Source organism: Arthrobacter sp. FX8, assembly GCF_026723805.1.
Taxonomy (GTDB): Bacteria; Actinomycetota; Actinomycetes; order Actinomycetales; family Micrococcaceae; genus Arthrobacter.
Genome location: NZ_CP113505.1, coordinates 2,615,871 through 2,641,131, shown reverse-complemented (window position 1 = coordinate 2,641,131; position 25,261 = coordinate 2,615,871). Strand labels below are relative to the sequence as shown.

Below are 25,261 nucleotides of genomic sequence, written 5' to 3'. Positions count from 1 at the left end.
TTATTGCGCTAACGCAATAGTTGCGTGAAAATAAGAAAATGCTGCTCGGGTAAGGGTCGCCAACTCAAGGCGTAAAAGCCTGCAACGTCAGGTCGGCTCTGTCCGAACAAGTCCCGCTCGTTCCGCCGCTTGGCGGAAAGCGAACCCCGACGAGGTCCGCGGGAGAGCAGTAGCTTTACTGGGGGGGCGGTCTGATCAGCCATATCGCGAAGGAGCATTTCCAATGGCACAGAACGTCAAGTCAGCAACGGCAGTGGGCAATGCCCGGTGGAAGCGGTTGATTCCCGTCGCCATTGTCGTCTACATCATTTCGTTTATGGACAGGACCAATATCGGGTTCGCCCTGAACGGACTCCATCAGGACCTGGGCATCGACGCCGCCCAGCAGGGCCTGGCTGCAGGCATCTTCTTCATCGGCTATCTCGTCCTGCAAATTCCAGGCGGCCACCTCGCCGAGCACTGGAGCGCGAAGAAGTTCGTCGGAATCATGGTGCTCATCTGGGGCGTACTGGCCGTTCTTTCCGGATTCATCCAAAATTTCACGCAACTGCTGGTGGTGCGCTTTTTCCTGGGTGTCGCCGAGGCCGGAATCTGGCCTGCGATCCTTGTCCTGATCAGCCACTGGTTCCCGGCCGCTGAGCGGGCACGGGCCTACGCATTCTGGATGATGAACATCGCCATCGCCTCCATCATTACGGGCCCCCTCTCCGGCTGGATTCTCTCCTTCTCGGACTGGCGGTGGCTGTTCATCATCGAGGGCATCTTCCCCTTCGTCATCGCCGCACCCCTGTGGTGGGCCCTGATCGCTGACCATCCGCGCGAGGCGGCATGGTGCTCGGTCCAGGAGCGTGAGTACATCGAGAATGGGCTCGCTGCGGATGCAAGGGAACATCCTCAGCAGGAGAAACTGGGCCTGCGCCACGTTATGTCCAACACGGTTGTGTGGCGGCTGACCTTGGTGTACTTCCTCATCCAGATTGGCTTCTATGGCATCAACATCTGGCTGCCGCACGTGATCAAGACAATTACCTCCGGATCGTCTATGGAGGTGGGGCTCATCACCGCAGTTCCGTACGTGCTGGCGATGGTCGGCCTCTGGTACAACGCCAAAGCGGCCGACCGTTCCGGCCGCTACTCCACTCACGTGCTGCTGTCGATGGCAGTCGGTGCTGTTGCGCTGGTGGTCTCGGTAGCAACCGGAGACAATATGCCGTTCCTTGCGGTTACCCTCATTAGCATCGCCGTCGCCGGGGCCTTGGCCTACGACGGTCCATTCTGGGCTTCAGCGTCCCGGGCCATGCCGGTGGCCGTCGCCGGCACCGCTATGGGACTGATCAATGCGGTAGGAAACCTCGGCGGATTCGTTGGACCCTACGTTGGTGGTTTCCTGCAGGATGTGACGCACGGCAGTTTCCTGGCCACGTCCATCTTCCTGGCATGTTGCCTCCTGGCTGCAGGCCTGGTGATGCTGACATTGCGGCGAAGCGGTGACAGGCCGCTGTCCGGTGCCCGGCTGCAGGGTGCCCTCTCCGGCGGGGCAGAGGCAGAAGCAACCAGGAGGAAAACATCCTGACGGGCGCCCTTGCAGCACGGGCAACTGCGCCGGTAGCGGGATGCCGGTCGCAGCCTCGTCACTGGTAGGCGCTCGTCACGGTAACTCAGCGGTGAAGGTGGGCCATTCCGAGACATGACCCACCCCCGCATCAGTTGCGCCAGTGCAACGGATTGTGGGTTTGTGGGGGAGAGGAGTCCGCATATCCACGCGAACAACTAAGGGCCGGGGAGGGTTCCGGAGGGGTGGGTGTTGGGGGATAAGCCTCCAGGAGGAGGGGATTTTCCTTTCGTTGCGTAGGCCCACCCCGCGCCCGTTCCCGGGATTGCGGGAGTCATGATTGGGTAGGCCGTGCTGCATAAGGGGTGCCCGGGACCCTTATGGCTGCCCGGGCGGTTCATGTACTTTGGTCCTGCCGGAGAGTCCTGAGCTGGCAGGATTCGCATTTTGGGGAATCGGCTGGGGACCCAGTTGCGCTGGCCCTCGTCCAGGGCCGGCCGCCCGTCAATCTCCCTTGCCGAATCCAAGGAGCCCCCCGTTGCACAAGCGCACTGTCCCGGTCATCGCTGCCGTTTTTCCGGCACTCTTCCTCTCCGCAGGGCCAGCCCCGGCCACCGCGGGCTATGACGAGGAAGTCCTTAACACCTACGTGGATTGCCCGCTGGAGCGCATCGGCACCCAGCTGGTCCGCTGCGACAACCTCACAGGAGCGGGGGTGAATGCCCCGTTCTGGATACCCGAGCAGAAGTAGGCAGGCGATCTCAGCCGTCGTCATCTCTGCCGCTCCGGGTTGGCGAAGACGCCTGCGCAACCGATGGTTGCGCTTCGGGTGCTGCGTCGTTTAGGCTCTTAGCAACCAATGGTTGCGAAAGGAACTGGACATGCACAACAGCATTGAGCGGGAAATCCACATTGAAGCGGCGCCGGAGATTGTTTTCGAGGTCATCAGCACCCCCGAACACCTGCGCCAATGGTGGCCCGATGAGGCCGCCTTTGACCCCACCGCGGGTTCAAGCGGGGACATAGTCTTCGGCGACCGGACGGCGGCAGATGCAAAAGTGGTGAAGCTGACGGTTGTGGAGGTCGAGCCGTCGCGGCGCTTCTCCTTCAGGTGGGTTTACGACGAAGCCGCGGCATCGCCGGAAAACTCCCTCCTGGTGACTTTTGAGCTGATTCCGCAGGGCTCGGGGACACTGCTGCGCTTTACGGAGGCAGGGTTCCAGGACAAGGGATGGGAGCAAGCTGACGTCGAGCTTAACTACAATGACCACGTCCGGGGCTGGGACTACTTCCTGCCACGGCTTGTGGCCTACATCGGCCGGCTGGTCGCTGCGCAATGACCATCGCTATCGACGACGATCTCTGGTCCGCGGTGGGTGATCCCACCCGGCGGAAGATGCTCGACCTGATCCTGTCCGAAGGCGGCGGCACGGCCACGGGCCTGAGCACCCGGCTGCCCGTGACCAGGCAGGCGGTGGCGAAGCACCTGGAGGTACTGCACCGTGCGGGGATGGTCTATGTCAGGCCCGCAGGCCGGCAACGCGTTTATGAGGTGAACCAGGCAGAGCTTTCCCGCGCCGTTGCCCAGTTGTCGTCGGTCAGCGCTGCATGGGATGCCCGGCTCCAGAGAATCAAGAGCATGGCCGAAGCCATTCAACGAAGCAGCCGGGATCGGGAAAGTCAGCGGCCCCTGCCCTGAAGCAGAATGGCTCCTTCGCCGGTCAGCTCGGCTGCGGATCCCTGCCGCCCCGCAAGGGTGGAGATCAGGGCCGACGCGCTGCCCAGCACCTGGGCGCCGGTGCCGTGCCTCCAGCCCGTGTCCTGGGTGGAGAAGGCAAGCCCATCGATCAGGCCCGGTTTCAGTGAACGCTGGGCCTGGGGCGTGGTGAGCTGGTCCAGGACGATGTTGGCACTCTCCGGCTCTATCACATGGTCGATCTTCAGGGGCCTGTAGATGTCCTCCGCATGTATGACAAGGTGGCTCAGCGGTGCTTCAGGGCCGGCGCCTGGAACCCCGAAACGCTCCGCCTTCGTGCGCCGAAGGGCTGACAGCAGTTCATCCTTCGGGCGGGTGTCCCGGGTGGCCCAGCGGTCCGCCATCCTGTCGAACGCGAACCCGGCTGCGGCCATATTGATGAAGAACCGCGGTAGGGACATTTGGTAGGGCATCAGGAGATGGACGACGACGTCCCTCACCCGCCAGCCACCGCACAGGCTCGGTGAGTTCCAGCGTTCGTCGTCGAGCCTTTCCAGGGCGCCGATGAGGCGGTTCCGTTCGGCGTCGATCAAGGCATCAAAGTCCGTCATTACGTTGGGTTCCTGTTCCCTTGGGCGGTCCGGGGGTGCTTGATCACGCGCCCCTTTGCTGGATCCGCTAGCCAAAGTGTATGTGGGGTGTGTCGTAAGGAGCGTGAACCACACCCCGGCCGGACACGCACCGGCTCCCCGCCGAATAGTCGGTGGGGAGCCGGTAACGCGTCACCTATCCCAGTCCTGAGGAGAGGGTGTCTCTGAACGAGACAGTACCGATCAGGTTCCCCGCCACGTCGGTCAGGCTCTGTGGTGGGGCGTACGCCGGCAGGCCCGCAGGGACACCCGCGTTGAGTGTGCCCGCGCCTGCGCTGCCGTTAGGCGCATTGCCGAGTTTGATAACCATGGCGTTGTTGGCGGCATCCCAGTTGAGGGTTGAGCCTGTTCCCTGGGCTCCAAAGGTGGCCGCGGCGCCGTTGAGGTAGTCCCCGCCGAGGGATACCGTGCCGACGGAGCAACCGGGGATCGTGACACCCAGTGTGTCATTGCCCGCATTATCAGTGATCGTTGCAGTGCCCGACAATTGGGAGCCGGTCCAGTTGGTGCACACCTTGGCCAGGTCCAACTTTTCCGAGAATTTGAGGGTAATGGTGTCGCCAGCGTCCGCTGAGGCCTGGCGGGTATTGGTCGAGCCGCCGTTGAGCAGCTTGACTGAGGTAACTGTGGGCCCTTGGGTGTCCTTGACCGCGGTGGCCGTGACCGTACTGCTGTTTCCTGCCGCATCGCTTGTGGTGGCAGTGATAGTGACCGTGACCACCGGTACAACCGTGGACGTCTCCTTGAGGCCCGCCAGGTTGAGGCCGCCGGTTGTCCATGGCGTCCCTGATGCCGTGGCCGGGACGCTGGTGGTCGAATCGCTGACGCTCAGGCTGACGGTCAGGCCAGGATCATTGGTGCCGCTGACCTTATAGCCGCCCACGTTGCCCGAGTAGATGTACGCCGGGGTGTCAATGGTCAGCTTCGGTGCCACAGTGTCCTTCAAACTGGTGGGGCTCGGTGTAACGGCCGAACTGCTGTTGCCTGCGGCGTCCTTGACTGTGACGGCGTAGGTGACTGTTCCATCCTTGAGCGGCGTGAGGTTCAGGTTCAGTGACCAACCCGTTCCGGGGTCAGTGGCCGTGCCAGTGACCGGAGGGGCAGTAGTGGTGTCCGTGGCCGCAACCGTCACAGTGGTCCCGGTTTCGGCGCTTCCGAAGACCCGAACGGAGGAAACGGTGGTGCTGTTGACGTATACCGGCACGCCCACGCCCTGCGCTGGCGCAGGAGCAATGGTGTCCTTAATGCTCGCCGCCGTCCTGGCCGTGCTGGTGTTTCCGGCAACGTCCGTGGCCACCGCCGAGTAGGTCACTGTGCCCTGGTTCAGGCTGGTCAAGTCCAGGCTCGCGGTCCAATTTCCGGTCGCGTCAGCCGTGGCGGTCGCGGGGGAGCGGAATGGGCGGAGCCGGTGTCGCCGGCGGTCAGCGTGATCTTGGCCCCTGCCTCCGCCGTTCCGGTGACGGGTACGGCGGCAACGTTGGCGGAGTTCACAAAGCCCGGCACGCTGAGCCCCGGCGCGGCAGGCGCCTGGGTGTCGATCCGCACCGTCTCGCTCTGCGCCGTGCCGGCATTGCCGGCGTTGTCGGTGGCGAAGTAGGAGACCGTGTGCGTTCCGTCGCCGCTCACCGGGATGCTGGTGACGCTGCCGCCCACAGTTTGCTTGGCGCCGCCGTCGACCGCGTAGGTAATGGAGGCGACGCCGGATCCAGCCGTCCCGTCGTCGGCGGTGATGGTCACGGTGACCGGGCTGGTGCTGTTCCAGCCGGCGGCGTTGGGGGTGGGCGAAATGCCGGACACCGAGGCCACCGGGGCGGTGGAGTCACTGCTGACGCCGGTGCTGCGCGGGCTTTCCGAACCCGTCCACAGCGCGATCGTGGGGGTGACCGTGTAGTACCAGATGCCGCCCGGGACATTCTGTTCGGTGCAGGTGAGCGTGGTGACGGTCCCCGCGCAACCACCTGTTGCCGGTGTTCCGGTGCCGCCCGTGGCCGCCGCGTACCTGGTGACGGTGTACCCGGTGGCCGCCCGGCCGTTGACCGTGGTGCCGGCCGCCCAGCTGACGCTGAGCGAGGCACCGTTGGCGGTGACGGCGGGCTTGGACCCCGCGGACAGCGCGTCGGCAGCGGCGGCCGCGTTGTTGCTGCTGGTGGTGGAGGCCCAGAAGGCATAGGCCGCGGTACCCGTGCCCAGCAGGAGCAGGAGCGCGGTGATGATCCAGGGCACCCGGCGCGACGGGCGGCCGAACAAAGCACGGATGGCGAGGCTCATTTGCGCACCTCCGCCGTGACGGGAAGGTGGAAGGTGGCGCCCTGGCAGGCTGCGAGAGAGGTGGTATCCATGGCGGCCGATCCTGGAAGGGTGAGCAGGGTGGACGAGTTGGCCGGAACGAAGGTGGCCGGGGACAGTGGTGCCGCGCTCCCCACAAAGCTGACTCCGGTGGTGGTGCAGCCGGGGTGTGCCGCGTCCGCGGTGGCGGCCCCGTTGGCCGTGACGCTGTAGACCTGCACGGCGTAGGGGTTGGGGTTGGTGAGGCGGAGGACGACGTCGGCAGTACCGCCGGGAACAAGCGTCGACTTTGGGTTGTCCCCGGCGACGAGCGCGTCCACGGTGACGGCCTGCATGGTGGCCGCGGCTGCGGAACCGGTGCCGGTGCCCGCGGTGCCCCAGTACGCGTAGGCGGTTCCGGCGCCGGCAGCGGCCAGGAGTCCGGCGAGGGCCGCTGCCCTGACCGCACGACGGCGGGTGGTTGGGTTGGCGGTCATCTCAGTTCCCCTGTCCTGATCCTGAGTAGCTGAGCTGGAGCGAGGCACCCTTGCAGCCGTCCTGGTTGGCGGAGGTGTCCAGCATTCCCACCCTGGGCCACACCGACGGTGGCAAACGGAGCCCGGAAAGGGAGCTGCTGCCCGCCGGAACGGAGACCGGGTAGGGGCCGCTGTACTGCGTGACCACGAAGTCCGCTGCGGTGCAGGAAAGGTTCCTGGCCACGGCGTCCGCGCTGCGGGTGACGCCTGCCACCGCCACGGACATGTTGGTCAGCGAGAGCGCCTTATTGTTGGGGTTGCTGATTTGCAGGTCCAGGCCGGCCGACGTGCCGGGGGACAGGGTGCCGGGGACGTTTCCGGAGAGGACGAACTGCTTGATGGTGGAGTCCAGGACCAGCTGCACGTTGGCGTAGGCGTACTGGGCCTTCCCGGCGGCATCCTTGCCCGTGCCCATGAGGTAGAGGCTGTAGCTGCCGTTCGGTGAAGCGGCCGTTGTTGCCACCTGCAGGGTGGTGGAGGTGCCGGTCACCGGATTGGGCGAGAACGTTGCGGCGGCGCCGGAGGGCAGTCCGCCCAGGACGCTGAAGGTGACCGGCCCGGACAGGTTGTTCCGGGTGATCTGCAGGGTGTACACCGCGGTGGAACCGGGCGGGACGGTGAGGGAATCAGGGGAGGCGACGACTGTCAGTCCGGAGGAGATCTTGTAGTTGACGGTGATGCCGGCCGTGACGCTGCCGGAGACCTTGCCGCTGGTGCCAGTGATGGTCAACGAGCTGGTGCCCGCCGGGGTGGTGGCTGCCGTGCTGACATTCAGGTTGGAGGTTGACGTGGTGCCTGAGCTGAGGGTGACGGACGACGGCGTGAAGGCACCTGCTGCTCCGGCCGGCAGTCCCGCGGTGGTCAGGTTGACCGCACCGCTGAAGCCCCCGGTGGACGTCACCGTCACCGTGTACGCCGCGGACTGCCCCTGCTGGACCGACTGGCTGGCGGGCGAGACCTGGACCGTGATGCCCGCTTTGGTGCTTTGCGTTGCGGCGAACAGCGCCCCCGCGCTGGCCAGCATCACCGCAAGCCCGATCAGCGCCACCTTGATGGCCTGCCGCAGGCGATGCCGCGGTTGCCCGTCTTTGTTGTGCACCCCGTGCCCCTTCCACTTTGGTGCGATTGACGACGGGCCGGGGACGGGATTTTCACCCGTCCCCGGCCCGCTCGTTTGTTAGTTGCTGCCGACGGTCACAGTGATCGTGGCGCCCTTGCAGGCGTTCTGGTCCGTGTCAGGGAGATCGCTGAGCGTCAGCGTTCCGGTGCCAAGGCCGGTGGTTGCGCCGGCGAGGACAGTGGTGGTGGTCGTCGGTGCCGTGGCCGTGAACCATTCCGGCAGGCAACCGGAAGCGCTGGTGGTGACCACCGGCGCGGCAAGCGTCACCGGGGTGCTGCTGGTGTTCGGATTGGTGGCCGTGTAGGTGATGGCCTTGGGCGTACCGGGGGCGACGCCTGGCGCCACTGTCACGTTGATCGTGACGGCCTGCGTGCCGGCCGCCGCCGCTGCCGATCCATTGCCGGAGCCCGTGGTGCTCCAGTAGGCGTAGGCGGCACCGCCGCCAACAGCCACCAGGGCGGCGGATGCGGCAACAGCGGCGATCTTGTTCTTCTTGGTCATTGGGCGCATGGAAAGACTCCTTGTGAATGTGATTGAGAACCCGTTCCCCCATGAGCGGCCCCATCCTGGTGCCTTTCGGTGGATCGATGACCCAATGTTTTCGGCTGGAGCTCTGCCCAACAACACGTACCGGTACTCGAATTTTCAGGGGAGTGTGAATTCCACTACTGGGATTCGTGCGCCGCTACTCGGGTGGCCAAAGTCAAAGCGGGTGCCAATGCCCCCCAGTCCGCTGTCCGCAGCCGGCGGGCGACGACGACGGCCGGACGTATGCTTTTGCCGTCAGTAACGATGTATCGCTGGAGAGGAGTTCCGGATGCTCGACGGTCCCAGCGCAGGGGTCAGCATCGGCGCGTTGGTGGCGGTGGCCGTTGCCCTGTATATCGTGCTGGTGGTGCGCCGCAGGAAGTGACCCGCGACGCGCTTCCCGATTTTCGACGCGCATATTCCGTGGCGCGGCTCGAATGTGGGCGGCGAAAGGGAATGTGCGCGTCGTGGGCGAATATGCGCGTCAATCAACGCAGGGACGCGAGCGTACGACGGCGGCCGCGTCCCGCCGTCGTATGTCCCACTTGGGGTGCGGGGGCCGGCGGCTTTTTCGGATCGACGCTGATCCGTGCCTCCGCCGCAGGCCCCTGGTCTTGTGTGGAAAGTTGAGTTGGATGCCTGGCGGCGCCCTTGCTTAGCGCCGCCAGGCTTCTGAGACCGTCGGTGTTATCCGACGCAGGCGCGGGTTGACTGGGACCCAGTACCCAGGTGCATCAGCGATGCGCTCCCGTCCTTCACGCATCACTTTGGAGGGAACGCCTCAAGGACGTCCCCGGATCCGGTCAAGAATTCATCAAGGTCGGCTCAATATTGGCCGCTTGATTTCGGTGCGCGGCAGCGAGGAAGGCCGGCTTACCGCGTATCCACGTCCTCGAACACCAGGAACGTCTGCGTGTCCAGCACTCCGGGCATGGTCTGCAGCTGGTCGAAGATGACGCGGCGCAGGTCGATGTTGTCCACGGCCCGGACCAGCAGGATCACGTCGAAGTCGCCGCCCACCAGCGCGATGTGGTGCACCTCCGGGATGGCGCCCAACTGGTCGCGGAGTTCCCGCCACGAATCCTGCTTCAGCTTCAGCGTCACGTAGGCGGAGGACTTCAACCCTGCCTTGATGGGATCCACCAGCGCGGTGAACCGGGTGAGCACGCCGTCACCGGTCAGGCGGGCAATGCGGGAATAGGCATGCGCCCGGGAAATGTGCACGTTTTCCGCCACCTGCGTGACGGACATGCGGCCGTCCCGGGTGAGTTCGCTGATGATGCGCCGGTCGATCTCATCCAGCGGAACCTCGGCCGCCGCATCCTTGCCCGCCATCGTGCCCACGGCTCCCGTCGGTAGTCCACCTCACGAATACAAATCGTCTTCCATAGTAGGCAGATTTGAGGAGAGTCTCCGTGGCCGGAGCGCGCGGGAATACAAAACCGGCAGCAGGAACGCCGCTGGAACGAATGATGTTCAACCGGTCGGCCTTTCCCGGGCCGTCCGGGGTGTGGATCAGGACCCGTGGTGGCGGGTCCCGGTCCCCTCCGCTGCGCCGCGGATGAAGTCGCAGTCGCCGGGGGAGAGCACGGTTTCGCCGTGCCTGTCCTGTTCGAATTCGACTCCGGTGCTCTTCATGATGGCCGCCGCGACGGTGCGCGGAAGGATCTTGCAGCCGGGATTATCAACCAGCCATTGCCGCGTGTCCGGGTCGAGCCTGTCCCACAATTTGGCTATTTCCATAGCTAACGCCCCCGCCTGTCACTGCTGTTAGGAAAATGCCGCAGTCCCGGATGTCCCGGGACGGTGCGTACCCGCATCATCCGAGTGTGGGCCTTCGGGAGACAGGGGTCAATGCACTTCTTTCCGTTGGCCGCCAGGCTTTCGCGCCCGGATGGAAGCATGAGCAGTTTCCCAGCCCGCCATTTTGTCCACGGCTCCGGTCGGTAATCCACGTCACAGTTACAAATCGTCTTCCAAAGCCGGCACTTCAGGGCAGCTTCTCCACGATTTGCGCAGGTGCTGGATACGAAACCTCGCCCGGGACAATACTGGGAGGGAATAGTGGCTACCGAAGGACGGACCAATGACGATCTCCGCAGACCACACCGCGCCGGACACCGCCAGCACCGAGCCCGCAGACGATGCGCTCACGGAAGCTGTGAAGAAGTTCGGCATCACGGTGGAGGACTACATGCTCCCCGCCCGGCACCAGATCCAGATGGTGGATCCGGACGGCCGGCTCATCCCGGACAGCGAGCAGGGCACCCAGCCCGGCCACGAATACCCTGTGCCCGGCGATGACGAACTGCTGGCAGCGTACGAACGCCTCGTCGTCGGACGCCGCGTCAACGACCAGAACTCCGCCCTGGTCCGGCAGGGCCGCATGGCCGTCTACCCCTCCAGCCACGGCCAGGAAGCCTGCCAGGTGGCCGCCGCCCTCTGCCTGTCCGAGCGTGACTGGATGTTCCCCACCTACCGCGACGCCGTGGCCGTGATGACCCGCGGCGTGGACCCGGTACAGGTGATGACCATCTTCCGCGGCGACTGGCACGGCGGCTACGACCCCCTCAAATACAAGGTGGGCATCCAGTGCACGCCGCTGACCACCCAGTTGCTGCATGCCGTGGGCGTGGCGCACGCCGCCAAGCTCCGCGGCGAGGACACCGTGGTGCTGGCCATGTGCGGTGACGGTGCCACCAGCGAAGGCGACTTCCACGAAGCCCTCAACTTCGCCGCCGTCTTCCACCTGCCGGTGGTCTTCTTCGTCCAGAACAACAAGTACGCCATCTCGGTGCCCCTGGCGCACCAGTCCGTGGCGCCGTCGCTGGCGCACAAGGCCGTGGGCTACGGCATGGCCGGCGAACGCGTGGACGGCAATGACGTGGTGGCCCTCCTCGCCGTCCTGGACCGCGCCGTGAAACTCGCCCGTGAAGGCTCCGGCCCGCTCCTGGTGGAAGCCAACACCTACCGCATGCAGGCCCACACCAACGCCGACGACGACACCCGCTACCGGGAAAACAGCGAGGTTGCGGAGTGGCGGGCCAAGGATCCCGTCAACCGGATGCGGACGTACCTGACGGACCGGGGGCTGCTGGATGACGACGCCGAAGCACGCATCGCTTCCCACGCTGAAGCGGTTGCCGCCCAGCTGCGCGAGGGCCTGAGCGAGGACGTGCAGGTGGACCCGCAGGAACTGTTCCGCCACGTCTTCGCCCGGCAGACGCCGCAGTTGAAGGAACAGTCCGCCATGCTCGCCGACGAGCTGGCCCGCGACGCAGCAGCTACTGATTCACAGGAGGCCGGCAAGTGAGCCCCACCATCACCACCTCGTCCGAAGCCAACGGCAACGTCAGTGCCGCCACCGCCCGGGCCGCAGCCTCGGCCGCCGCGTCCGCCGAAGCCGCGGGTCCCCAGCCCGTCACCATGGCCAAGGCCCTCAACACCGCCCTGGCGGACGCCATGCACGCTGACTCCTCCGTCCTGGTGTTCGGCGAGGACGTGGGCATGCTGGGCGGGGTCTTCCGCATCACCGACGGCCTGACCGCCACGTTCGGCGAGCAGCGCTGCTTCGACACCCCGCTGGCCGAATCCGGCATCGTGGGCATGGCCGTGGGGATGGCCATCAACGGGATGCGCCCGGTGATCGAGATGCAGTTCGACGCGTTCGCCTACCCTGCGTTCGAGCAGATCGTCAGCCACGTGGCCAAGATGCACAACCGCACCAAGGGGGCCGTGAAGCTGCCCATGGTGATCCGCATCCCGTACGGCGGCGGCATCGGGGGAGTGGAGCACCACTGCGACTCCTCCGAGTCCTACTACGCGCACACCGCGGGCCTGAAGGTCTATACCCCGGCCACGGTGGCGGACGGCTACCGGATGCTGCGCGAAGCCATCGACTCCGACGACCCCGTCGTCTTCATGGAGCCCAAGAAGATGTACTGGACCAAGGACTCCGTGGACCTTCCCGAGCTCCGCCGCCTTCACGAGGAAGGTGCTTCCGCGGAAGGCACGACGGCGGGACGCACCTCCGAAGGCCGTGCCGCCGTCGCACGTCCCGGCACGGACGCCACGCTGATTGCCTATGGCCCGTCCGTCCCCACCGCGCTCGCCGCCGCCGAAGCGGCCGCGTTGGAAGGCCGCTCGCTGGAGGTCATCGACGTGCGGACCATCGTCCCGTTCGACGACGACACCGTGTGCGCGTCCGTCCGCAAGACCGGCCGGGCCGTGGTGATCGCCGAGGCGCACGGCTTCGCGTCCGTGTCCTCCGAGATCGTGGCCCGGGTCCAGGAACGCTGCTTCCACTACCTGGCCGCCCCCATCCGCCGCGTTACCGGATTCGACGTCCCCTACCCGGCACCCAAACTCGAGAAGTACTACCTGCCCGGCGTGGACCGCATCCTCGACGCCGTTGACGACCTTCAGTGGGAGAACTGACCATGAGCGAACCACGTGTGTTTTTGCTGCCCGACCTCGGCGAGGGCCTTACCGAAGCTGAACTCGTCTCCTGGCACGTTGCCGTGGGCGACGAGATCGCCGTCGACCAGCCGATTGCCGAGGTGGAGACCGCCAAGTCCGCCGTGGAGGTACCGTCCCCGTATGCCGGAATCGTCACCGAACTGCACGGCCAGCCCGGCGAGACCCTGGACGTGGGGAAGCCGCTGATTACGGTGACGCCTGTTGGTGCTAATGCCGGGGCCGCCGCGGATGATGCCGCCCCCGCCCCTTCGCCGGCCCAGCCGGAAGTCCAGCCCACAGAGACCGAGCTTGCCGAGCCCAAGCCGGCCAATGCGGCAGCCGAAGCCTACCGGGAAGAAGAGAAGGCCGGATCCGGCAATGTGCTGATCGGTTATGGAACTCCCGGCGGACACGGTGTTGCCCGGCGCACCCGTGCCCGGAAGACCGCCGTCGCCCTCGCTGAGCCGGCTGAACCGAAGCCCGCCGAGGACGACCTCACCCTCCTGCACACCCGCGTCCCCGGCAAGCTCGGCGCGGTGATCTCGCCGCTGGTCCGGCGCATGGCCCGGGAGCACGGCGTCGACCTCGGGGACATCTCAGGCTCCGGCGACAGCGGCCTGATCATGCGGCGCGACGTTGAGGCTGCGCTGCGGACCACTGCACCGGTGGAAGCCCCCGCAGCCAAGCCCGAGGAGGCCAAGCCCGCCGAAACGCGGCCGGCCACGGCGCCCCGGGAAGCCACCCCGGCCAACGGCGTGGACGCCCGCACCGGGCTTGGCATTGCCGCCCGCACCCCGGTCCGTGGGGTCCGCAAGGCCGTGGCCGCCAACATGGCCCGCAGCCGGTCCGAGATCCCGGAAGCAACCGTATGGGTGGATGTGGACGCCACCGCATTGCTGGAGCTCCGCGAGGGACTTAAGGCCAACGGCGCCGAGGCTCCTGGCCTGCTGGCATTCATCGCCCGTTTCGTCACCGCAGGGCTGAAAAAGTACCCGGAGCTGAACACCCGGATCGAAGCCGCGGAGGACGGGTCGCAGGAGATTGTCGCGTTCGACGGCGTCAACCTGGGCTTCGCGGCGCAGACCGACCGGGGCCTGGTGGTCCCGTCCGTCCGCGGCGCCGAGAAGCTCAGCGCCAGGGAGCTCGACGGCGAGATCCGCCGCCTCACCCAGGTGGCCCGCGACGGGAAGGCGACGCCCACCGAGCTGGGCAGCGGCACGTTCACCCTGAACAACTACGGCGTGTTCGGTGTGGACGGGTCCGCGGCGATCATCAACCATCCGGAGGTGGCCATCCTCGGCGTCGGCCGGATCATCGACAAGCCGTGGGTGGTCAACGGTGAGCTGGCGGTCCGCAAGGTCACCGAACTCACGCTGACCTTCGACCACCGCGTCTGCGACGGCGGCACCGCCGGCGGCTTCCTCCGCTTCGTGGCAGATGCCATCGAAAACCCCACGTCGCTGCTGGCCGACATTTAGTGGCCGCTGTTTGAGGGACGAATTCTTGGTGCGATTCGTGGCGCCATTTTCTCTAATGGAAATCTGAATTAGGGTAAGAGGCACCACGCGGTAAACCTTTGTGGGCCTTTCCAGGGGCCGCCCCTGGCGGGGGTATATATGTGCCATCTGGAAACGAACCAAGGAGATTCTGATGTTGCTTTGGATAGCCATTATCATCGCGGTCCTCTGGCTTCTGGGCCTGCTAGCCAATATCGGCGGGGGACTGATCCACATACTTCTGGTTGTCGCCGTGGTGGTCCTGATCTTCCATTTCCTGCGTGGCAGGACCCGCGCCTGACATTCCTGCAAAGGCCCGTCCGTCACACAAAGGCCCGGTCCCGGTACTCGGCTAGCACCCGCGATCCAGGGCCGGGCCTTTGCGTGGGCTCGTGCGGTGCCCCGCACCCAAAATGTCAGGGAATCATCATCCTGTAGACACCCGGCAGTCAGCTTGCGCAGGAAGGATATGAGACAGGGGGATCTGTAAGCCAAGAGAAAAGGATGAGTCGTGACAAGTCTTGACCCCCATGTCGTTGGATCCTGCAGTGAGCTCGTTTCCGGCGATGCGATCGAAGCTTTCTACCAGAACACGTTGATTCATCGGGGCCCGGTGACGGACACAGACCCGGAATACGGGCGGTTTTGGATTCTGGACACATTGACGGGAAGCAGGTGTCTGCTCGATATCTTCGAACTCGAAATTGTCCGTATTCCGCCGCCTATGGCCGAGTCAGGGACAGGGCTTTTTTCCCGTAACGCGCACCAAAAGGAAACCGGCGCAACCTCATACTGGCGCACGGTATCCCCATTGGGCTGACGGTCCTCCCCGTAATCAACCTAACGCGTAGCCCCCTCAAGGCCCTGAACGGAAATATGAGTACCCACTACTCGTGACCGAATGCGCGGCTTGTCCGTAGGCTGAATTGACTAGGGGGACCAGGCTCCCGTCCAAGGTCTTCTGGGAGGAGCGAAACTCTTGAAGAGGATTCAGCATCGTGCATGGACTTGCGTCGTCCTCGTCTTGGTTATGACGCTTTTATCAGCTGTGGCATGCGGCGACCTCAGGCGTGCTCCAGGTTCATCGCCGCCCCAGGGAGCCGAACCGGAGAGCACGGTCTCCGATTCTGCGCAGGCGGCGACGGACGTCCCTTCCGCGGCCTCTGAGTCAGCACAGCCACCAACGGAGGAGCCTTCGCCTGGTTCGGTACCGCCCCTTGTCCTCGATCGACCCTCAGACCCTTCTGCAGCCTCCCTGTCCGTGCCAGTGGGAGACCTGCCTGGCTGGAGGCAGGTTTTTGTTGAGGACTTCGCCGAAGGAGACGTTGGCACTGGCGGATTCCCGGGCCCCGTCTACGGCACGCGCTGGAGCGCGAACTACGCGGACGGCACGCCGGACACAGCCGCCCAGCAGCAAAACAAGGGCGAACGGACATCCGGGTATTTCCCGTCGAAGGTCCTGAGTGTCCACGATGGCGTCCTGGACTTCTACCTGCATTCTGAAAACGGCGTGGCAATGGGTGCTGCTCCGTCACCGAAACTGGATGGGGCCAGCCAGCGGCCGTACAACAGCTTGGTGTACGGGCGCTATTCGGTCCGCTTCAAGGCCGATGTCCTGCCGGGATTCAAACTGGCATGGCTGCTGTGGCCGGACAGCAAGCGATGGCCCGAGGACGGCGAGATCGATTTTCCCGAGGGAGACCTGTCAAAGCTCATCTACGCAGCCGTACACGGCGTGGAGAACGGCGTGCACCGTTGGGACGCCCTGCGTCCGGAAGTACCGTACGGGGACTGGCATATCGCTACTACTGAGTGGCGTGCCGACGGCATCGAATTCTTCCTTGATGGAAATTCGATCGGTGTGTCCAGGTCGTTCGGACTGAACACACCCATGCACTACATCCTGCAGACCGAGTCCTGCTCGCCAAAATGCCCGCTGCCCGAGACCAGCGGCCACGTCCTGGTCGACTGGGTGTCCATCTGGGCTAAGTCCTAGCCACGGCGAAGGCTTGGACTGACCCAACCAGCCATGGCACGACGGCGGCCCCGCGCCGTCGTCGTTCCTTTCAAGTTTTTCGGCACAAGGGTCTTTACGCACTGGCCACATGTTATTAAAGTGGGTTGGGTCATAGTCCGGATGGGCGCCGGGGGCGTCCGGGAAGGGGAGTGCATCACCACTGACCGTTACCTACAGACAAATGACCACTACGTTGAAAGCCCCTCCTAGGAGGGGCTTTCCCTTGCCCGGAACAGGACAGGAACCGGCGATGGCTACTCCACGAGTTGACCCAGGCGGGCCCGGAGGGCACGCCGCTCCGCCTCATTGCCGGTGAGGATCAGGGCTTCCTGGAACGCCACCCGCGCCTCCTCCGGGTGCCCAAGCCGGGCCAGGAAGTCGGCCCGCGCCGCGGCAAGATACGGGTACCGGGCGAGCTGCGGCTCGGCACCGAGCGCATCCAGCTCCGCCAGGCCTTCCGCATAACCCACGGCGAAGCCCAGCGCGATGGCCCTGTTGAGCTGGACCACCGGGGACGGCCACCTTTCCATCAGCAGGTCATACAGGACCAGGATCTCCTGCCAGTCGGTGTCGGACCAGGATCCGCTTTCATCGTGCACAGCGGCAATCGCGGCCATCAGGGCGAACCTGCCGGGAGGCCGCGAAACCAAGGCCTCCCGCAACAGCCCAACACCTTCCGCGATGGCACGCCGGTCCCATTTCGACCGGTCCTGGTCCTCGAGCAGAACCTGGTCGTCGTGCTTGTCTACCCGGGCGTCCCTGCGGGCGTCCGTAAGCAGGACCAGGGCCAGCAGGCCGGCAACATCGGGGTCAGCGGGTAGCAGGACCCGCAGTGTCCTTGCCAGCTCCAAACCGCGTTCGGCAAGGTCGCGGCGCATCAGGTCCGAACCTGACGGGGAGGTGTGCCCCGTCGTGTACACCAGGTACACCACCGACAGCACCCCGTCCACGCGTTCGTGCAGCTCAGACACCGGCGGTACCCGGTAGGGGATGCCGGCGGCGGCAATCTTCTTTTTCGCGCGGGTGATCCGTGCCGCCATGGTGGCTTCCGGGACCAGGAACGCGCGCGCCACATCGGCGGTGGACAGTCCGCACAGCAGCCGCAGCGTCAGCGCCACCTGGGCTTCGAGCGCCAGGGCGGGATGGCAGCAGGTGAAAATCAGCCGGAGCCGGTCGTCCGGGATGTCATCAGCGTCCGGCGCGTCGTCGCCATACTCCTCAGGTTCCAGCAGCTTGGGCAGGGCCCGCTGGAGGGTGGCCACGCGGCGCCGCATGTCCAGGGCCCGCCGTCGTGCCGTAACCGTAAGCCAGGCCCCCGGATTCCTGGGGATTCCGTTCACGCCCCACGTGGACAAAGCACTGGCATACGCGTCCTGGACCGCCTCTTCGGCGGCGTCGATATCCCCGGCAACACGCACCGTGGCCGCCAGCACGAACCCCCATTCGCGCCGGTGGGCGTCGGCCACCGCCGCGGCGACCTCGGAGCTGGCGGCGTGCGGCATCAGCTGACCACCCGAACGGGCCAGACCTCCACTCCAACCCCGGCGGGTACCTCCTTGGCGATTTCGAGGGCTTCATCCAGGTCGGCTGCCTCCACCAGGTAATAGCCGCCCAGGGTTTCCTTCGACTCCGCGAACGGACCATCCGAGACCAGGAACCCGCCCGACCCATCACGCCGGACGGACGTCACGGTCGAGGATGGCTGCAGGGCGGCCCCGTTGATCAGGTTGGAATCGCGCCGCTGCATGAACTCCTGGTAGCTGGCGCTGATCGACTCGCCTTCGGCCTGCCGCGCTACCGCCTCATCCTGGAAAATCAGGATCAAATACTTGGACATGTCGTGCTCCCTTCGCTGTTGGCCGGAGCCCTTCAGTGGAGCCCCTACCCATACGACGCGCACCGGAAGCGAAAATCGACAGCAGCGCGGGAATCCCCTTCCATTTCCAAGGTACCCCGCCGCGGGGGCCTTGCCGCAAGGCCCCGGGGGTGCCGCATACTGGCGATCGACTATTCGTGGATTGAGGGGGACGGCATGCATGACGTGGTGATTGTGGGGAGTGGGCCCACGGGGTTGATGCTGGCGGGCGAGCTGCGGCTGGCGGGGGTGGACGCCGTTGTCCTTGAACGGCGGGAGTCCCAGGAGTTGGCGGGCTCCCGCGGGGGCGGAATCCATTCCCGCACCCTTGAACTGCTGGACCAGCGCGGCATCGTGGACAGGTTCCTTGCCGAGGGCAAAACGATTAACGCGGCCACGTTCGGCAACACACCGCTGGACTTAGGCGGGCTGCCCACCCGGCATCCATACACGCTGGCGCTGTTCCAGAACCACATTGAGCGGCTGCTGCTTGAGTGGGTGGAGGAGCTGGGCGTGCAGGTCCGGCGGGGCGTGGAGGTCACCGGCGTGGAGGCGGACGACGGCGGCGTGGACGTTCAGCTTGGCGCGGGCGGACCGCTGCGGGCCCGGTATGTGGTGGGCACCGACGGCGGGCGCAGCACGGTGCGGCGTTCGGCGGGCATCACGATGGCGGGCCCGGACGCGACCCGGAGCAGCCTGATTGCCGAGGTGAAGGTGGCGGGGGAGCCTGTCCAGCAGGGAAAGGTGGACGCCCGCGGCATCCACGGCCTCTACCCGATGGGGGACGGCACGGTCCGGGTGGTGGTGACCGAGGCTGCGCTCGGTCCAACCACCGAGCCCACCCTGGCGGACCTGCGGCAGGCGCTGACCGACGTGTTCGGCACCGACTTCGGCGTGCACAGTCCCACCTGGCTGTCACGGTTCACCGACGCCACCCGCCAGGCGGAGACCTACCGGAAGGGCCGGGTGCTGCTGGCCGGCGACGCGGCGCATGTCCACTCACCGACAGGCGGGCTCGGTATTGGCCTCGGCGTGCAGGACGCGGTCAACCTTGGGTGGAAGCTGGGGCAGGTAGTGCGGGGCCTCTCCGGTGAGGAACTGCTGGAGACCTACCACGCGGAGCGCCACCAGGCGGGGGAGCGGGCGCTGAAGTACACCATGGCGCAGTCGCTTTTCCAAAAATCAGACCCCCGGCAGGAGGCGCTGCGCGACCTGCTTGGCGAGGTGCTCCGCGTGGAGGGGGCCGGGGTTCCCATCGCGGCGCTTGTGACAGGGCTCGACGTGGCCTACGACCTGGGCGCCGGCCATCCGCTCCTGGGTCGCCGGATGCCGGACCTGGAAGTCACCACTGCCGAAGGTCCCATCCGGGTCTTCGAACTGCTGCACCAGGCGCGGCCCCTGCTGCTGGACTTCAGCGGGCAGGAGTTGGGTGCGGGCCTTTCCAACGGCAGGGTGCGGCATGTTCCGGCCACGTACGACGGCGGCTGGCAGCTTCCCGTGCTGGGTGCTGTGGGTGCGCCCGCCGCAGTCCTGGTGCGGCCGGACGGGTACGTCGCCTGGGTGGGCGCGGGCTCAGCAGACAGGCTTGCCGAGGCCCTGGACACTTGGTGCGGCAGGGCTGGCGGCTGACCTCTCAGCGCAGGTTACTGCTTCGGCCCGGCGATGTTCACCAGCCACTGGACACCGAATTTGTCGGTGCACATGCCAAAGGTGTCACCCCAGATGGCTGTGTTCAACGGCATTGTCACCGTGCCGCCGTCGGACAACTTCTCCCAGTAGCCCCTGAGTTCCGCGTCGTCACCGCCGCTGAGGGAGATGCTGAACGTGTTTCCGGGCGTGTAGTCCATCCGCTGCGGGGTGTCCGACGCCATCAGGGTCAGCCCCGTTGGGGTATCGAGTTGTGCGTGCATGACCAACTGGTCTTCGGAGGGATCCTGGCTGGCCTGGAATTCCGCGAACGTGCCGATGTTCAGTTCACCGCCAAAGACGTCTTTGTAGAATTCCATGGCTTCACGGGCATTGTTTCGAAAGCTCAGATAGGGATTGAGCCGGGTGGGCATACGGGGACTCCTTTTGTGAGCGGGACTTCGTTGTCGGCACGCGTCATGCTAACAGGGCCCTCCCCAAGCGGGAAGGGGTGGGGTGAAGCCTCAGTCGTCGAAGTGGGCCTCAGCTGTTCCAGGGCCCGAGAACCGGTCCACCAGCGTTTCGGCGAGTTCGTTGAGCTTTTGGTTCCGGGTGCTGGAGGCGTTGCTGAGAAGGCCGAAGGCGGCATCCTTGCTGCAGTTGTTCTGGGCCATAATGATGCCGCAGGCCAGGTCGATGGCGGTCCTGGTGTCCATGGCCGACTTCAAGTGCTCGGCCCGCTGTTCCGCAGCCACGATCCGGACTGCGAGCCGCAGGGCCTTTCCCGCCATCTCGGCGAACCGGAGCCCATCAGACACCGCCTGCTCAGTGAAGCACCCCGTGGAGGGGGCAAAGAAATCCAGGACTGCCCCGGCGTCGTCATTCATCTTCATGGGGATGCCAAGGGCACTGGCAACCCCCGCGGCAGAAAGGGCGCTCCGGTATTCCGGCCACCGCAGGTCGGACGAAACGTCTCCCAACAGGACGGGAACTCCGCTTTCCAACGCTTCCACGCAGGGCCCGTCTCCCAGCGTTTGTTCAATCCGGTCAAGCACCGCGGCCCTGCCGCTGCTGCCGCCGATGGTGGCCGTACGCTTGCGCCGGTGCAGGGTGACAGCGCATTCGATGGGCACTCCGGTAGTGCTGGTCATGCTGGCTGCCGCGAAGCCGGTGAGTCCATCCAGCACCGACTTGATGTCCTCCGTCCCGGCGATCAGATCCACAATCCCTTCAAAGTCGTCCGCCATGTCCTGGTCCACCATCTTTTCAATGTAGAAGCAGCAGGAATCAGCCACAAGGGCGGGATCAGCGCACCGATACCAGCCTTCTCCAAGCCCGCGCACAGCGCAGTTATGGAAACGTTATATATGCTTGCTTAGTGGTTTTTAGGTCCAGCAGCGGAAATTTGTCAGTACCGGAACGCCCGTCGGCGCCCCAAACGGGGCTGATCGCGGGGCGCAAGCATGCCCTGGATGGGCTCCGGAGCATCGCCGTGGCGGGCGTGTTCTTTTTCCATACCGCCACCGACTCCATGCCGGGTGGATCCATCGGTGTTGACGTGTTCTTCACGCTGAGCGGCTTCGTGATCACGCTGCTGATCATGAAGGAACGGATCGCCACCGGCCGGCTCCACCTGGGCGTCTTCTACGCCAAGCGCCTGGCCCGGCTTTGGCCGGCGCTCCTGGCACTCTGCGCGGTGATCGTCGCCGTCGGCCTTCTGTTCCCGGCGTCAGGCTGGGGCGGCCAGGCGGGGTTCGTCCTTCCCGCTGCCGCGTACGTGATGAACCTGGCGCACTTTGGCATGTTCGGCGAGTCCATCGCGGGTGAAACCCTCGGCCCCACCTGGACCCTCGCCGTGGAAGAGCAGTTCTACCTGGTGTGGCCGCTGCTCCTGCTGCTGATGCTCCGCTTCTGGAAGGTCCGTACCTCAGCCTTGGCCACCGTCGCCCTGGCCGCCGTCTTCGTACTGAACCGGTTCCTGCTGGTGAACGCGGGCGAGCCGCTGGACCGCATCTACAACGGACCGGACACCCGGGCGGACGAACTGCTGATCGGCTGTGCGCTCGCCTTGATGTTCACGGCCGTGCGGGACGGTTCCCGGCTGCACCGCGCACTGGTGTCCGCTGCCCGCTGGGCTGCACCGCTGGCCGGCATCTCCCTGGTGGCAGCGCTGTTCCTGCTTAAGGAGCCGGACACCCCCGGCGACTGGTTCAACCTGTTTTGGACGTGGGGGCCCGCGGCGCTCGCGTTGTTGTCCGCGGTACTGATCGGTTCCCTGGTGCTCCAGCCGGCCGGGTTCCTCTCCCGTATCCTCAGCCACCCCTGGCTGGCCCGCCCCGGCCGCGATCTGTCCTACGGCCTGTACCTCTGGCACCTGCCGGTCTACCTGCTGCTGATGCCCCTGATCCCGGCGCTGCCGCTCCGCATCGCACTGACCGCAGCCCTCACGGTATTGCTGGCGTACGCGTCCTTCCGCTTTGTTGAGCGGCCGCTCCGGGGATGGGCGAACAAAAGGTTGGAGGCCGCCGTCGACCGTTCAACGCCTGCAGGTTCCCTTCCCGGGACTCCGGGCCGCGCGCGTTCGGCGCCTAATGCTTCCAAGCAACCAGCGCAGGAACCCGAGCCTGCCGGCCAATTGACCAACTGACGCCTGACCAACCGACGCCGGAAGCTGCAGGTCAGTCCTTTCGGATGCCGGGCATACCCATGGGCTCCGGTTGAGCGGTGCTGGAACAGTCCGGGCAGCACGCAGTGTTTTCGGCTTCTTCAGCCACCACGTGGGGAACGGCGCAGCAGGCGTCCCCGCGCCACGCGTTGACGCCTTCACGCACCGCAATGCCGGCGATCACCAGCGCCGCGCCGGCGTCTGCCCACCACCAGCCCAGGGTGCTGTTCAGGACCAGGCCAACCAGCAGCACGGCGGAGAGGTAGGTGCATAGCAGCGTCTGCTTGGAATCGGCCACCGCTGTCCGTGATCCCAGTTCCCGCCCAGCCCTGCGTTGGGTCCAGGACAGGACCGGCATGACGGCCAGGCTTAGCGCCGCGATCACGATGCCGGGCACCGAGTGCTGGGCTTCTCCCGCACCCGCCAAAGAGCGGATGGCATTCACAGCCACGAATGCGGCCAGGGCGAAGAATGAGATGGCGATGATGCGCAGGGTCAGATGCTCACGCCGCTCCGGGTCCTTGGCGGAGAACTGCCAGGACAATGCCAGTGCGGAGGCCACCTCGATCACCGAATCCAGGCCGAAGCCGATCAGCGCCGAGGAGTCGGCCGCGCCGCCCGCCCACAGGGACACGACGGCCTCGACGACGTTGTAGGTGATGGTTGCTCCCGCCAGAAGCCGGATTCGCCGGCTCAGCACCCTGCGGCGTTCCACGGTGGGGGAGTTAAGCGCAGCGGTCATGCGAAGCACTCCCCATTCGGGGCGCAGCAGGCTGGGTCAACCGCGAGGACAACATTGATGAGGTCCTTGATAGCGTGGCCGATCCGGGCGTCCGCCAGTTCATAACGGCTCCGCCGCCCGTCCGGCACCGCAACCACCAGTCCGCAGCCGCGCAAACAGGTCAAGTGATTGGACATGCTCTGCCGGGACACCCCTAAGTTGTCCGCCAGGTCGGAAGGATAGGAGGGGGCGTCTGCAAGTGCCAGCAGGACTCGGGCGCGGGTAGGGTCCGACACCGCATAGCCAAAACGGGCCAGCACAGGGGCGTGGGTGAGGGTCTGCATGGGCTGGAGGGTTTGCACGGTTTTAGAGTACATCCATCACTGTATTCAGGTGAAGATGAACTGTAATCCCAGTCCCGCGACAAGTTTTTCGGCTTGAACAACCGCCGCTGCAGTGGAGGGGGCGGTTCACTTTCGGTGGCCCACCGGCAATTGTCGGACCCCCTTGTCATGATGGGTTTATGGGGAAGGCGGCGGTGGTGAGGGCGTTCGAGGAGATTCGCGCTGCCCTTGCTGTGCTTCAGGCTGAGGTGGACGGGGCGGGTCTGGAGGCGTTCTCGGATGCTGATTCGTTTTTGGATGCTGAGCCTTTCTCGGTTCCTGATCCGTTGCGCGGTTTGGCGGATGGGTGCCTGGAGATTCTCGCCGGGGCCCGGGAGGTGGAGGCGCGGGTTGCGGGGTTGAAGGCGAAGGCTGCGGTGGGGTACGCGGAGGCTGCGCATGCTGTGGTGGGCCCGGACGTGCCGGTGGTGGCGCAGGAGATGGCGGTCGCGGCGGAGATCGGGTGCGTGCTGGCGTTGGGTCCCCGGGCGGCGGCGTCGTTCCTGGCCACCTCCCACGCCCTGACCAGCAGCTTGCCGCGGACTTTGGAGGCGCTGCAGTCCGGGACCCTGTCATGGCAGCACGCGATAGTGCTGGCCGACGAAACGGCGAGCCTTGATGCGGCCGGGGCGGCGGCGTTGGAGGCGCATTTCCTGCCACCCGATACACCGGACCCGGACGCCCTTCCCCCGGCCAGGGGGTGCCCGGTTGGGGAGCTGCCGGCGCACCGGTTCCGGGTCAAGGCGCGGACCTGGCGGGAGCGCCACCACGCCGAATCGATGGAGAAGCGGCATGCCAGGGGTGTGGCGGAGCGGCGGGTGGAGTTCCGGCCGGACCGGGACGGGATGGCGTGGCTGGGCGCGTACCTGCCCGCGGACCAGGCCCAGGCTGGCTGGAACCGGCTCACCGTTGCCGCACGGGGTTTGCAGGGGCCGGCCGAGGACAGGACCCTCTCCCAGCTGCGGGCCGACAGTTTCGCCGCAGCGATCCTCGGCAGCACCAGCGGCAGCGGGACCAGCGCCGCATCGGGAACTGGCCACCATTCGTCGCCGGTCCGCGCCGAGGTCCTGGTTACGGTTCCGGTGTTCGCGCTGATGGGCCTGACCGATGAACCGGCGATGCTGGACGGGTATGGTCCGGTGCCGGCGTCGATGGCGCGGCGACTGGTCGCGGACGGGGCGGGCTCGTTTTACCGGGTGTTGGTGGACCCGCGGGACGGGGCGCCGTTGGAGATCGGCCGGAAGAGTTACCGGGTTCCCAGGGCGATGCGGGCCTGGCTGCGGATGCGGGACGGGAAATGCCCGTTCCCGGGCTGCAGCAACACCTCCCTGGACACGGAGGCCGACCATCTCCTCGCCTGGCACCACGGCGGCACCACCGGAATCAGCAACCTGGGACAGCCCTGCCCGAAACACCACAGGCTCCGGCACACCACCGCCTGGAAACCCACCCCGGCCAGCACGAACGAACCACCGGGCTGGACCTCGCCCACCGGCCGCCACTACACAAGCGAACACCAGGACTGGGAACCACCAAAGTGGCCGCCAGGGTTCCTGCCCGGCGAACGAAGCCGGGCCCGCGAACGAAGCCTCCTCGGCGAACGATGCCGGACCCGCGAACGAAGCCTCCTGGGGAAGCACGCCTTCAGCCCCATGCCGTGTGAGCCGCCGCGCCGGTAGACCGGCCTGTAGTC

Annotated in this window: 27 protein-coding genes; 13 read left to right on the top strand and 14 right to left on the bottom strand. The window is 65.8% G+C overall.

The window, feature by feature from the left end; all coding sequences use genetic code 11:
* Window positions 1-223 precede the first annotated feature (223 nt).
* The 4 genes from OUO20_RS12240 (at window position 224) to OUO20_RS12225 (ending at window position 3,251) form a co-directional block, all read left to right on the top strand.
* On the top strand, window positions 224-1,573 hold the full coding sequence (locus OUO20_RS12240; protein WP_018768693.1) for an MFS transporter: 1,350 nt from the start codon (window positions 224-226) through the stop codon (window positions 1,571-1,573).
* A 517-nt stretch (window positions 1,574-2,090) separates the two neighbouring features.
* Complete coding sequence (locus tag OUO20_RS12235; protein WP_018768692.1) at window positions 2,091-2,303, top strand: hypothetical protein; 213 nt, start codon at window positions 2,091-2,093, stop codon at window positions 2,301-2,303.
* A gap of 130 nt (window positions 2,304-2,433) precedes the next feature.
* Window positions 2,434-2,892, top strand: coding sequence for an SRPBCC family protein (locus tag OUO20_RS12230; RefSeq protein WP_018768691.1), 459 nt, complete (start codon window positions 2,434-2,436; stop codon window positions 2,890-2,892).
* Complete coding sequence (locus OUO20_RS12225; RefSeq protein WP_018768690.1) at window positions 2,889-3,251, top strand: ArsR/SmtB family transcription factor; 363 nt, start codon at window positions 2,889-2,891, stop codon at window positions 3,249-3,251. The genes OUO20_RS12230 and OUO20_RS12225 overlap by 4 nt, the downstream gene beginning before the upstream one ends.
* On the opposite strand, the gene OUO20_RS12220 is transcribed toward OUO20_RS12225, so the two are convergent.
* The 8 genes from OUO20_RS12220 to OUO20_RS12185 form a co-directional block, all read right to left on the bottom strand.
* Window positions 3,233-3,859, bottom strand: a complete 627-nt coding sequence (locus tag OUO20_RS12220) for a maleylpyruvate isomerase family mycothiol-dependent enzyme (protein ID WP_018768689.1) — start codon at window positions 3,857-3,859, stop codon at window positions 3,233-3,235. The two genes, OUO20_RS12225 and OUO20_RS12220, sit on opposite strands and share 19 nt — an antisense overlap.
* Window positions 3,860-4,034: 175 nt before the next feature.
* Window positions 4,035-5,234 carry a hypothetical protein gene (locus OUO20_RS12215; RefSeq protein WP_268001816.1) on the bottom strand — a complete coding sequence of 400 codons (1,200 nt, stop codon included), beginning with the start codon at window positions 5,232-5,234 and terminating at the stop codon, window positions 4,035-4,037.
* Window positions 5,231-6,166, bottom strand: a complete 936-nt coding sequence (locus OUO20_RS12210) for an OmpL47-type beta-barrel domain-containing protein (RefSeq protein ID WP_268001815.1) — start codon at window positions 6,164-6,166, stop codon at window positions 5,231-5,233. The genes OUO20_RS12215 and OUO20_RS12210 overlap by 4 nt, the downstream gene beginning before the upstream one ends.
* Window positions 6,163-6,660, bottom strand: a complete 498-nt coding sequence (locus OUO20_RS12205; protein WP_018768687.1) for a hypothetical protein — start codon at window positions 6,658-6,660, stop codon at window positions 6,163-6,165. The genes OUO20_RS12210 and OUO20_RS12205 overlap by 4 nt, the downstream gene beginning before the upstream one ends.
* 1 nt (window position 6,661) lies before the next feature.
* Window positions 6,662-7,798 (bottom strand): COG1470 family protein, encoded by a 1,137-nt coding sequence (locus OUO20_RS12200; RefSeq protein WP_268001814.1) that lies wholly within the window; start codon window positions 7,796-7,798, stop codon window positions 6,662-6,664.
* 78 nt (window positions 7,799-7,876) lie between these two features.
* Window positions 7,877-8,329, bottom strand: coding sequence for a hypothetical protein (locus tag OUO20_RS12195; protein WP_144600873.1), 453 nt, complete (start codon window positions 8,327-8,329; stop codon window positions 7,877-7,879).
* A gap of 891 nt (window positions 8,330-9,220) precedes the next feature.
* A complete protein-coding gene (locus OUO20_RS12190) occupies window positions 9,221-9,682 on the bottom strand; it encodes an Lrp/AsnC family transcriptional regulator (RefSeq protein WP_043449375.1) in 462 nt (153 codons plus the stop codon).
* A gap of 180 nt (window positions 9,683-9,862) precedes the next feature.
* Window positions 9,863-10,090, bottom strand: a complete 228-nt coding sequence (locus tag OUO20_RS12185; protein ID WP_056392926.1) for a hypothetical protein — start codon at window positions 10,088-10,090, stop codon at window positions 9,863-9,865.
* Between the two features lie 343 nt (window positions 10,091-10,433).
* Between OUO20_RS12185 and pdhA the strand changes: the two genes are divergently transcribed.
* From pdhA to OUO20_RS12155, 6 genes are all read left to right on the top strand, one after another.
* A complete protein-coding gene (gene pdhA / locus OUO20_RS12180; protein WP_018768681.1) occupies window positions 10,434-11,660 on the top strand; it encodes a pyruvate dehydrogenase (acetyl-transferring) E1 component subunit alpha in 1,227 nt (408 codons plus the stop codon).
* On the top strand, window positions 11,657-12,784 hold the full coding sequence (locus OUO20_RS12175; RefSeq protein ID WP_144600872.1) for an alpha-ketoacid dehydrogenase subunit beta: 1,128 nt from the start codon (window positions 11,657-11,659) through the stop codon (window positions 12,782-12,784). Before pdhA ends, OUO20_RS12175 begins: the two co-directional genes overlap by 4 nt.
* A 2-nt stretch (window positions 12,785-12,786) precedes the next feature.
* On the top strand, window positions 12,787-14,283 hold the full coding sequence (locus OUO20_RS12170; RefSeq protein ID WP_268001813.1) for a dihydrolipoamide acetyltransferase family protein: 1,497 nt from the start codon (window positions 12,787-12,789) through the stop codon (window positions 14,281-14,283).
* Between the two features lie 172 nt (window positions 14,284-14,455).
* Entirely contained in the window at window positions 14,456-14,602 is a 147-nt protein-coding gene (locus OUO20_RS12165) for a lmo0937 family membrane protein (RefSeq protein WP_018768678.1), read from the top strand.
* 210 nt (window positions 14,603-14,812) lie between these two features.
* Window positions 14,813-15,121 carry a hypothetical protein gene (locus tag OUO20_RS12160; protein WP_186447800.1) on the top strand — a complete coding sequence of 103 codons (309 nt, stop codon included), beginning with the start codon at window positions 14,813-14,815 and terminating at the stop codon, window positions 15,119-15,121.
* Between the two features lie 441 nt (window positions 15,122-15,562).
* A complete protein-coding gene (locus OUO20_RS12155) occupies window positions 15,563-16,297 on the top strand; it encodes a glycoside hydrolase family 16 protein (RefSeq protein ID WP_223992431.1) in 735 nt (244 codons plus the stop codon).
* A gap of 275 nt (window positions 16,298-16,572) precedes the next feature.
* On the opposite strand, the gene OUO20_RS12150 is transcribed toward OUO20_RS12155, so the two are convergent.
* Together OUO20_RS12150 and OUO20_RS12145 are read right to left on the bottom strand one after the other, a co-directional pair.
* Window positions 16,573-17,820, bottom strand: coding sequence for an RNA polymerase sigma factor (locus OUO20_RS12150; RefSeq protein WP_018768676.1), 1,248 nt, complete (start codon window positions 17,818-17,820; stop codon window positions 16,573-16,575).
* Window positions 17,820-18,155 (bottom strand): YciI family protein, encoded by a 336-nt coding sequence (locus OUO20_RS12145; protein WP_268001812.1) that lies wholly within the window; start codon window positions 18,153-18,155, stop codon window positions 17,820-17,822. Before OUO20_RS12145 ends, OUO20_RS12150 begins: the two co-directional genes overlap by 1 nt.
* 195 nt (window positions 18,156-18,350) lie before the next feature.
* Between OUO20_RS12145 and OUO20_RS12140 the strand changes: the two genes are divergently transcribed.
* Complete coding sequence (locus OUO20_RS12140) at window positions 18,351-19,802, top strand: FAD-dependent monooxygenase (protein WP_268001811.1); 1,452 nt, start codon at window positions 18,351-18,353, stop codon at window positions 19,800-19,802.
* A gap of 14 nt (window positions 19,803-19,816) precedes the next feature.
* Here the strand turns inward: OUO20_RS12140 and OUO20_RS12135 are convergent, their stop codons facing one another.
* On the bottom strand, window positions 19,817-20,233 hold the full coding sequence (locus OUO20_RS12135; protein WP_056392939.1) for a VOC family protein: 417 nt from the start codon (window positions 20,231-20,233) through the stop codon (window positions 19,817-19,819).
* A gap of 90 nt (window positions 20,234-20,323) precedes the next feature.
* Complete coding sequence (locus OUO20_RS12130; RefSeq protein WP_056393162.1) at window positions 20,324-21,061, bottom strand: GAF and ANTAR domain-containing protein; 738 nt, start codon at window positions 21,059-21,061, stop codon at window positions 20,324-20,326.
* 143 nt (window positions 21,062-21,204) lie between these two features.
* Here OUO20_RS12130 and OUO20_RS12125 point away from each other — a divergent pair, with 143 nt between their 5' ends.
* The gene (locus tag OUO20_RS12125; protein ID WP_268001810.1) at window positions 21,205-22,446 is read left to right on the top strand and encodes an acyltransferase family protein; all 1,242 of its coding nucleotides are present in this window, start codon (window positions 21,205-21,207) and stop codon (window positions 22,444-22,446) included.
* A 31-nt stretch (window positions 22,447-22,477) separates the two neighbouring features.
* Here the strand turns inward: OUO20_RS12125 and OUO20_RS12120 are convergent, their stop codons facing one another.
* Window positions 22,478-23,206, bottom strand: coding sequence for a cation diffusion facilitator family transporter (locus OUO20_RS12120; protein ID WP_268001809.1), 729 nt, complete (start codon window positions 23,204-23,206; stop codon window positions 22,478-22,480).
* Window positions 23,203-23,529, bottom strand: a complete 327-nt coding sequence (locus OUO20_RS12115) for an ArsR/SmtB family transcription factor (protein WP_268003427.1) — start codon at window positions 23,527-23,529, stop codon at window positions 23,203-23,205. Before OUO20_RS12115 ends, OUO20_RS12120 begins: the two co-directional genes overlap by 4 nt.
* 179 nt (window positions 23,530-23,708) lie before the next feature.
* Between OUO20_RS12115 and OUO20_RS12110 the strand changes: the two genes are divergently transcribed.
* Window positions 23,709-25,247 carry an HNH endonuclease signature motif containing protein gene (locus OUO20_RS12110; protein WP_268001807.1) on the top strand — a complete coding sequence of 513 codons (1,539 nt, stop codon included), beginning with the start codon at window positions 23,709-23,711 and terminating at the stop codon, window positions 25,245-25,247.
* Window positions 25,248-25,261 lie beyond the last annotated feature (14 nt).

Bases quoted from the DNA above. Each gene is read 5' to 3' on its own strand.
- OUO20_RS12150 (WP_018768676.1), bottom strand. From the start codon at position 17,820: ATGCCGCACGCCGCCAGCTCCGAGGTCGCCGCGGCGGTGGCCGACGCC.
- OUO20_RS12165 (WP_018768678.1), top strand. From the start codon at position 14,456: ATGTTGCTTTGGATAGCCATTATCATCGCGGTCCTCTGGCTTCTGGGC.
- OUO20_RS12225 (WP_018768690.1), top strand. From the start codon at position 2,889: ATGACCATCGCTATCGACGACGATCTCTGGTCCGCGGTGGGTGATCCC.
- OUO20_RS12140 (WP_268001811.1), top strand. From the start codon at position 18,351: ATGCATGACGTGGTGATTGTGGGGAGTGGGCCCACGGGGTTGATGCTG.
- OUO20_RS12190 (WP_043449375.1), bottom strand. From the start codon at position 9,682: ATGGCGGGCAAGGATGCGGCGGCCGAGGTTCCGCTGGATGAGATCGAC.
- OUO20_RS12230 (WP_018768691.1), top strand. From the start codon at position 2,434: ATGCACAACAGCATTGAGCGGGAAATCCACATTGAAGCGGCGCCGGAG.
- OUO20_RS12115 (WP_268003427.1), bottom strand. From the start codon at position 23,529: ATGCAGACCCTCACCCACGCCCCTGTGCTGGCCCGTTTTGGCTATGCG.
- OUO20_RS12135 (WP_056392939.1), bottom strand. From the start codon at position 20,233: ATGCCCACCCGGCTCAATCCCTATCTGAGCTTTCGAAACAATGCCCGT.
- OUO20_RS12205 (WP_018768687.1), bottom strand. From the start codon at position 6,660: ATGACCGCCAACCCAACCACCCGCCGTCGTGCGGTCAGGGCAGCGGCC.
- OUO20_RS12170 (WP_268001813.1), top strand. From the start codon at position 12,787: ATGAGCGAACCACGTGTGTTTTTGCTGCCCGACCTCGGCGAGGGCCTT.
- OUO20_RS12220 (WP_018768689.1), bottom strand. From the start codon at position 3,859: ATGACGGACTTTGATGCCTTGATCGACGCCGAACGGAACCGCCTCATC.
- OUO20_RS12120 (WP_268001809.1), bottom strand. From the start codon at position 23,206: ATGACCGCTGCGCTTAACTCCCCCACCGTGGAACGCCGCAGGGTGCTG.
- pdhA (WP_018768681.1), top strand. From the start codon at position 10,434: ATGACGATCTCCGCAGACCACACCGCGCCGGACACCGCCAGCACCGAG.
- OUO20_RS12145 (WP_268001812.1), bottom strand. From the start codon at position 18,155: ATGTCCAAGTATTTGATCCTGATTTTCCAGGATGAGGCGGTAGCGCGG.
- OUO20_RS12185 (WP_056392926.1), bottom strand. From the start codon at position 10,090: ATGGAAATAGCCAAATTGTGGGACAGGCTCGACCCGGACACGCGGCAA.
- OUO20_RS12195 (WP_144600873.1), bottom strand. From the start codon at position 8,329: ATGCGCCCAATGACCAAGAAGAACAAGATCGCCGCTGTTGCCGCATCC.
- OUO20_RS12240 (WP_018768693.1), top strand. From the start codon at position 224: ATGGCACAGAACGTCAAGTCAGCAACGGCAGTGGGCAATGCCCGGTGG.
- OUO20_RS12130 (WP_056393162.1), bottom strand. From the start codon at position 21,061: ATGGTGGACCAGGACATGGCGGACGACTTTGAAGGGATTGTGGATCTG.
- OUO20_RS12110 (WP_268001807.1), top strand. From the start codon at position 23,709: ATGGGGAAGGCGGCGGTGGTGAGGGCGTTCGAGGAGATTCGCGCTGCC.
- OUO20_RS12210 (WP_268001815.1), bottom strand. From the start codon at position 6,166: ATGAGCCTCGCCATCCGTGCTTTGTTCGGCCGCCCGTCGCGCCGGGTG.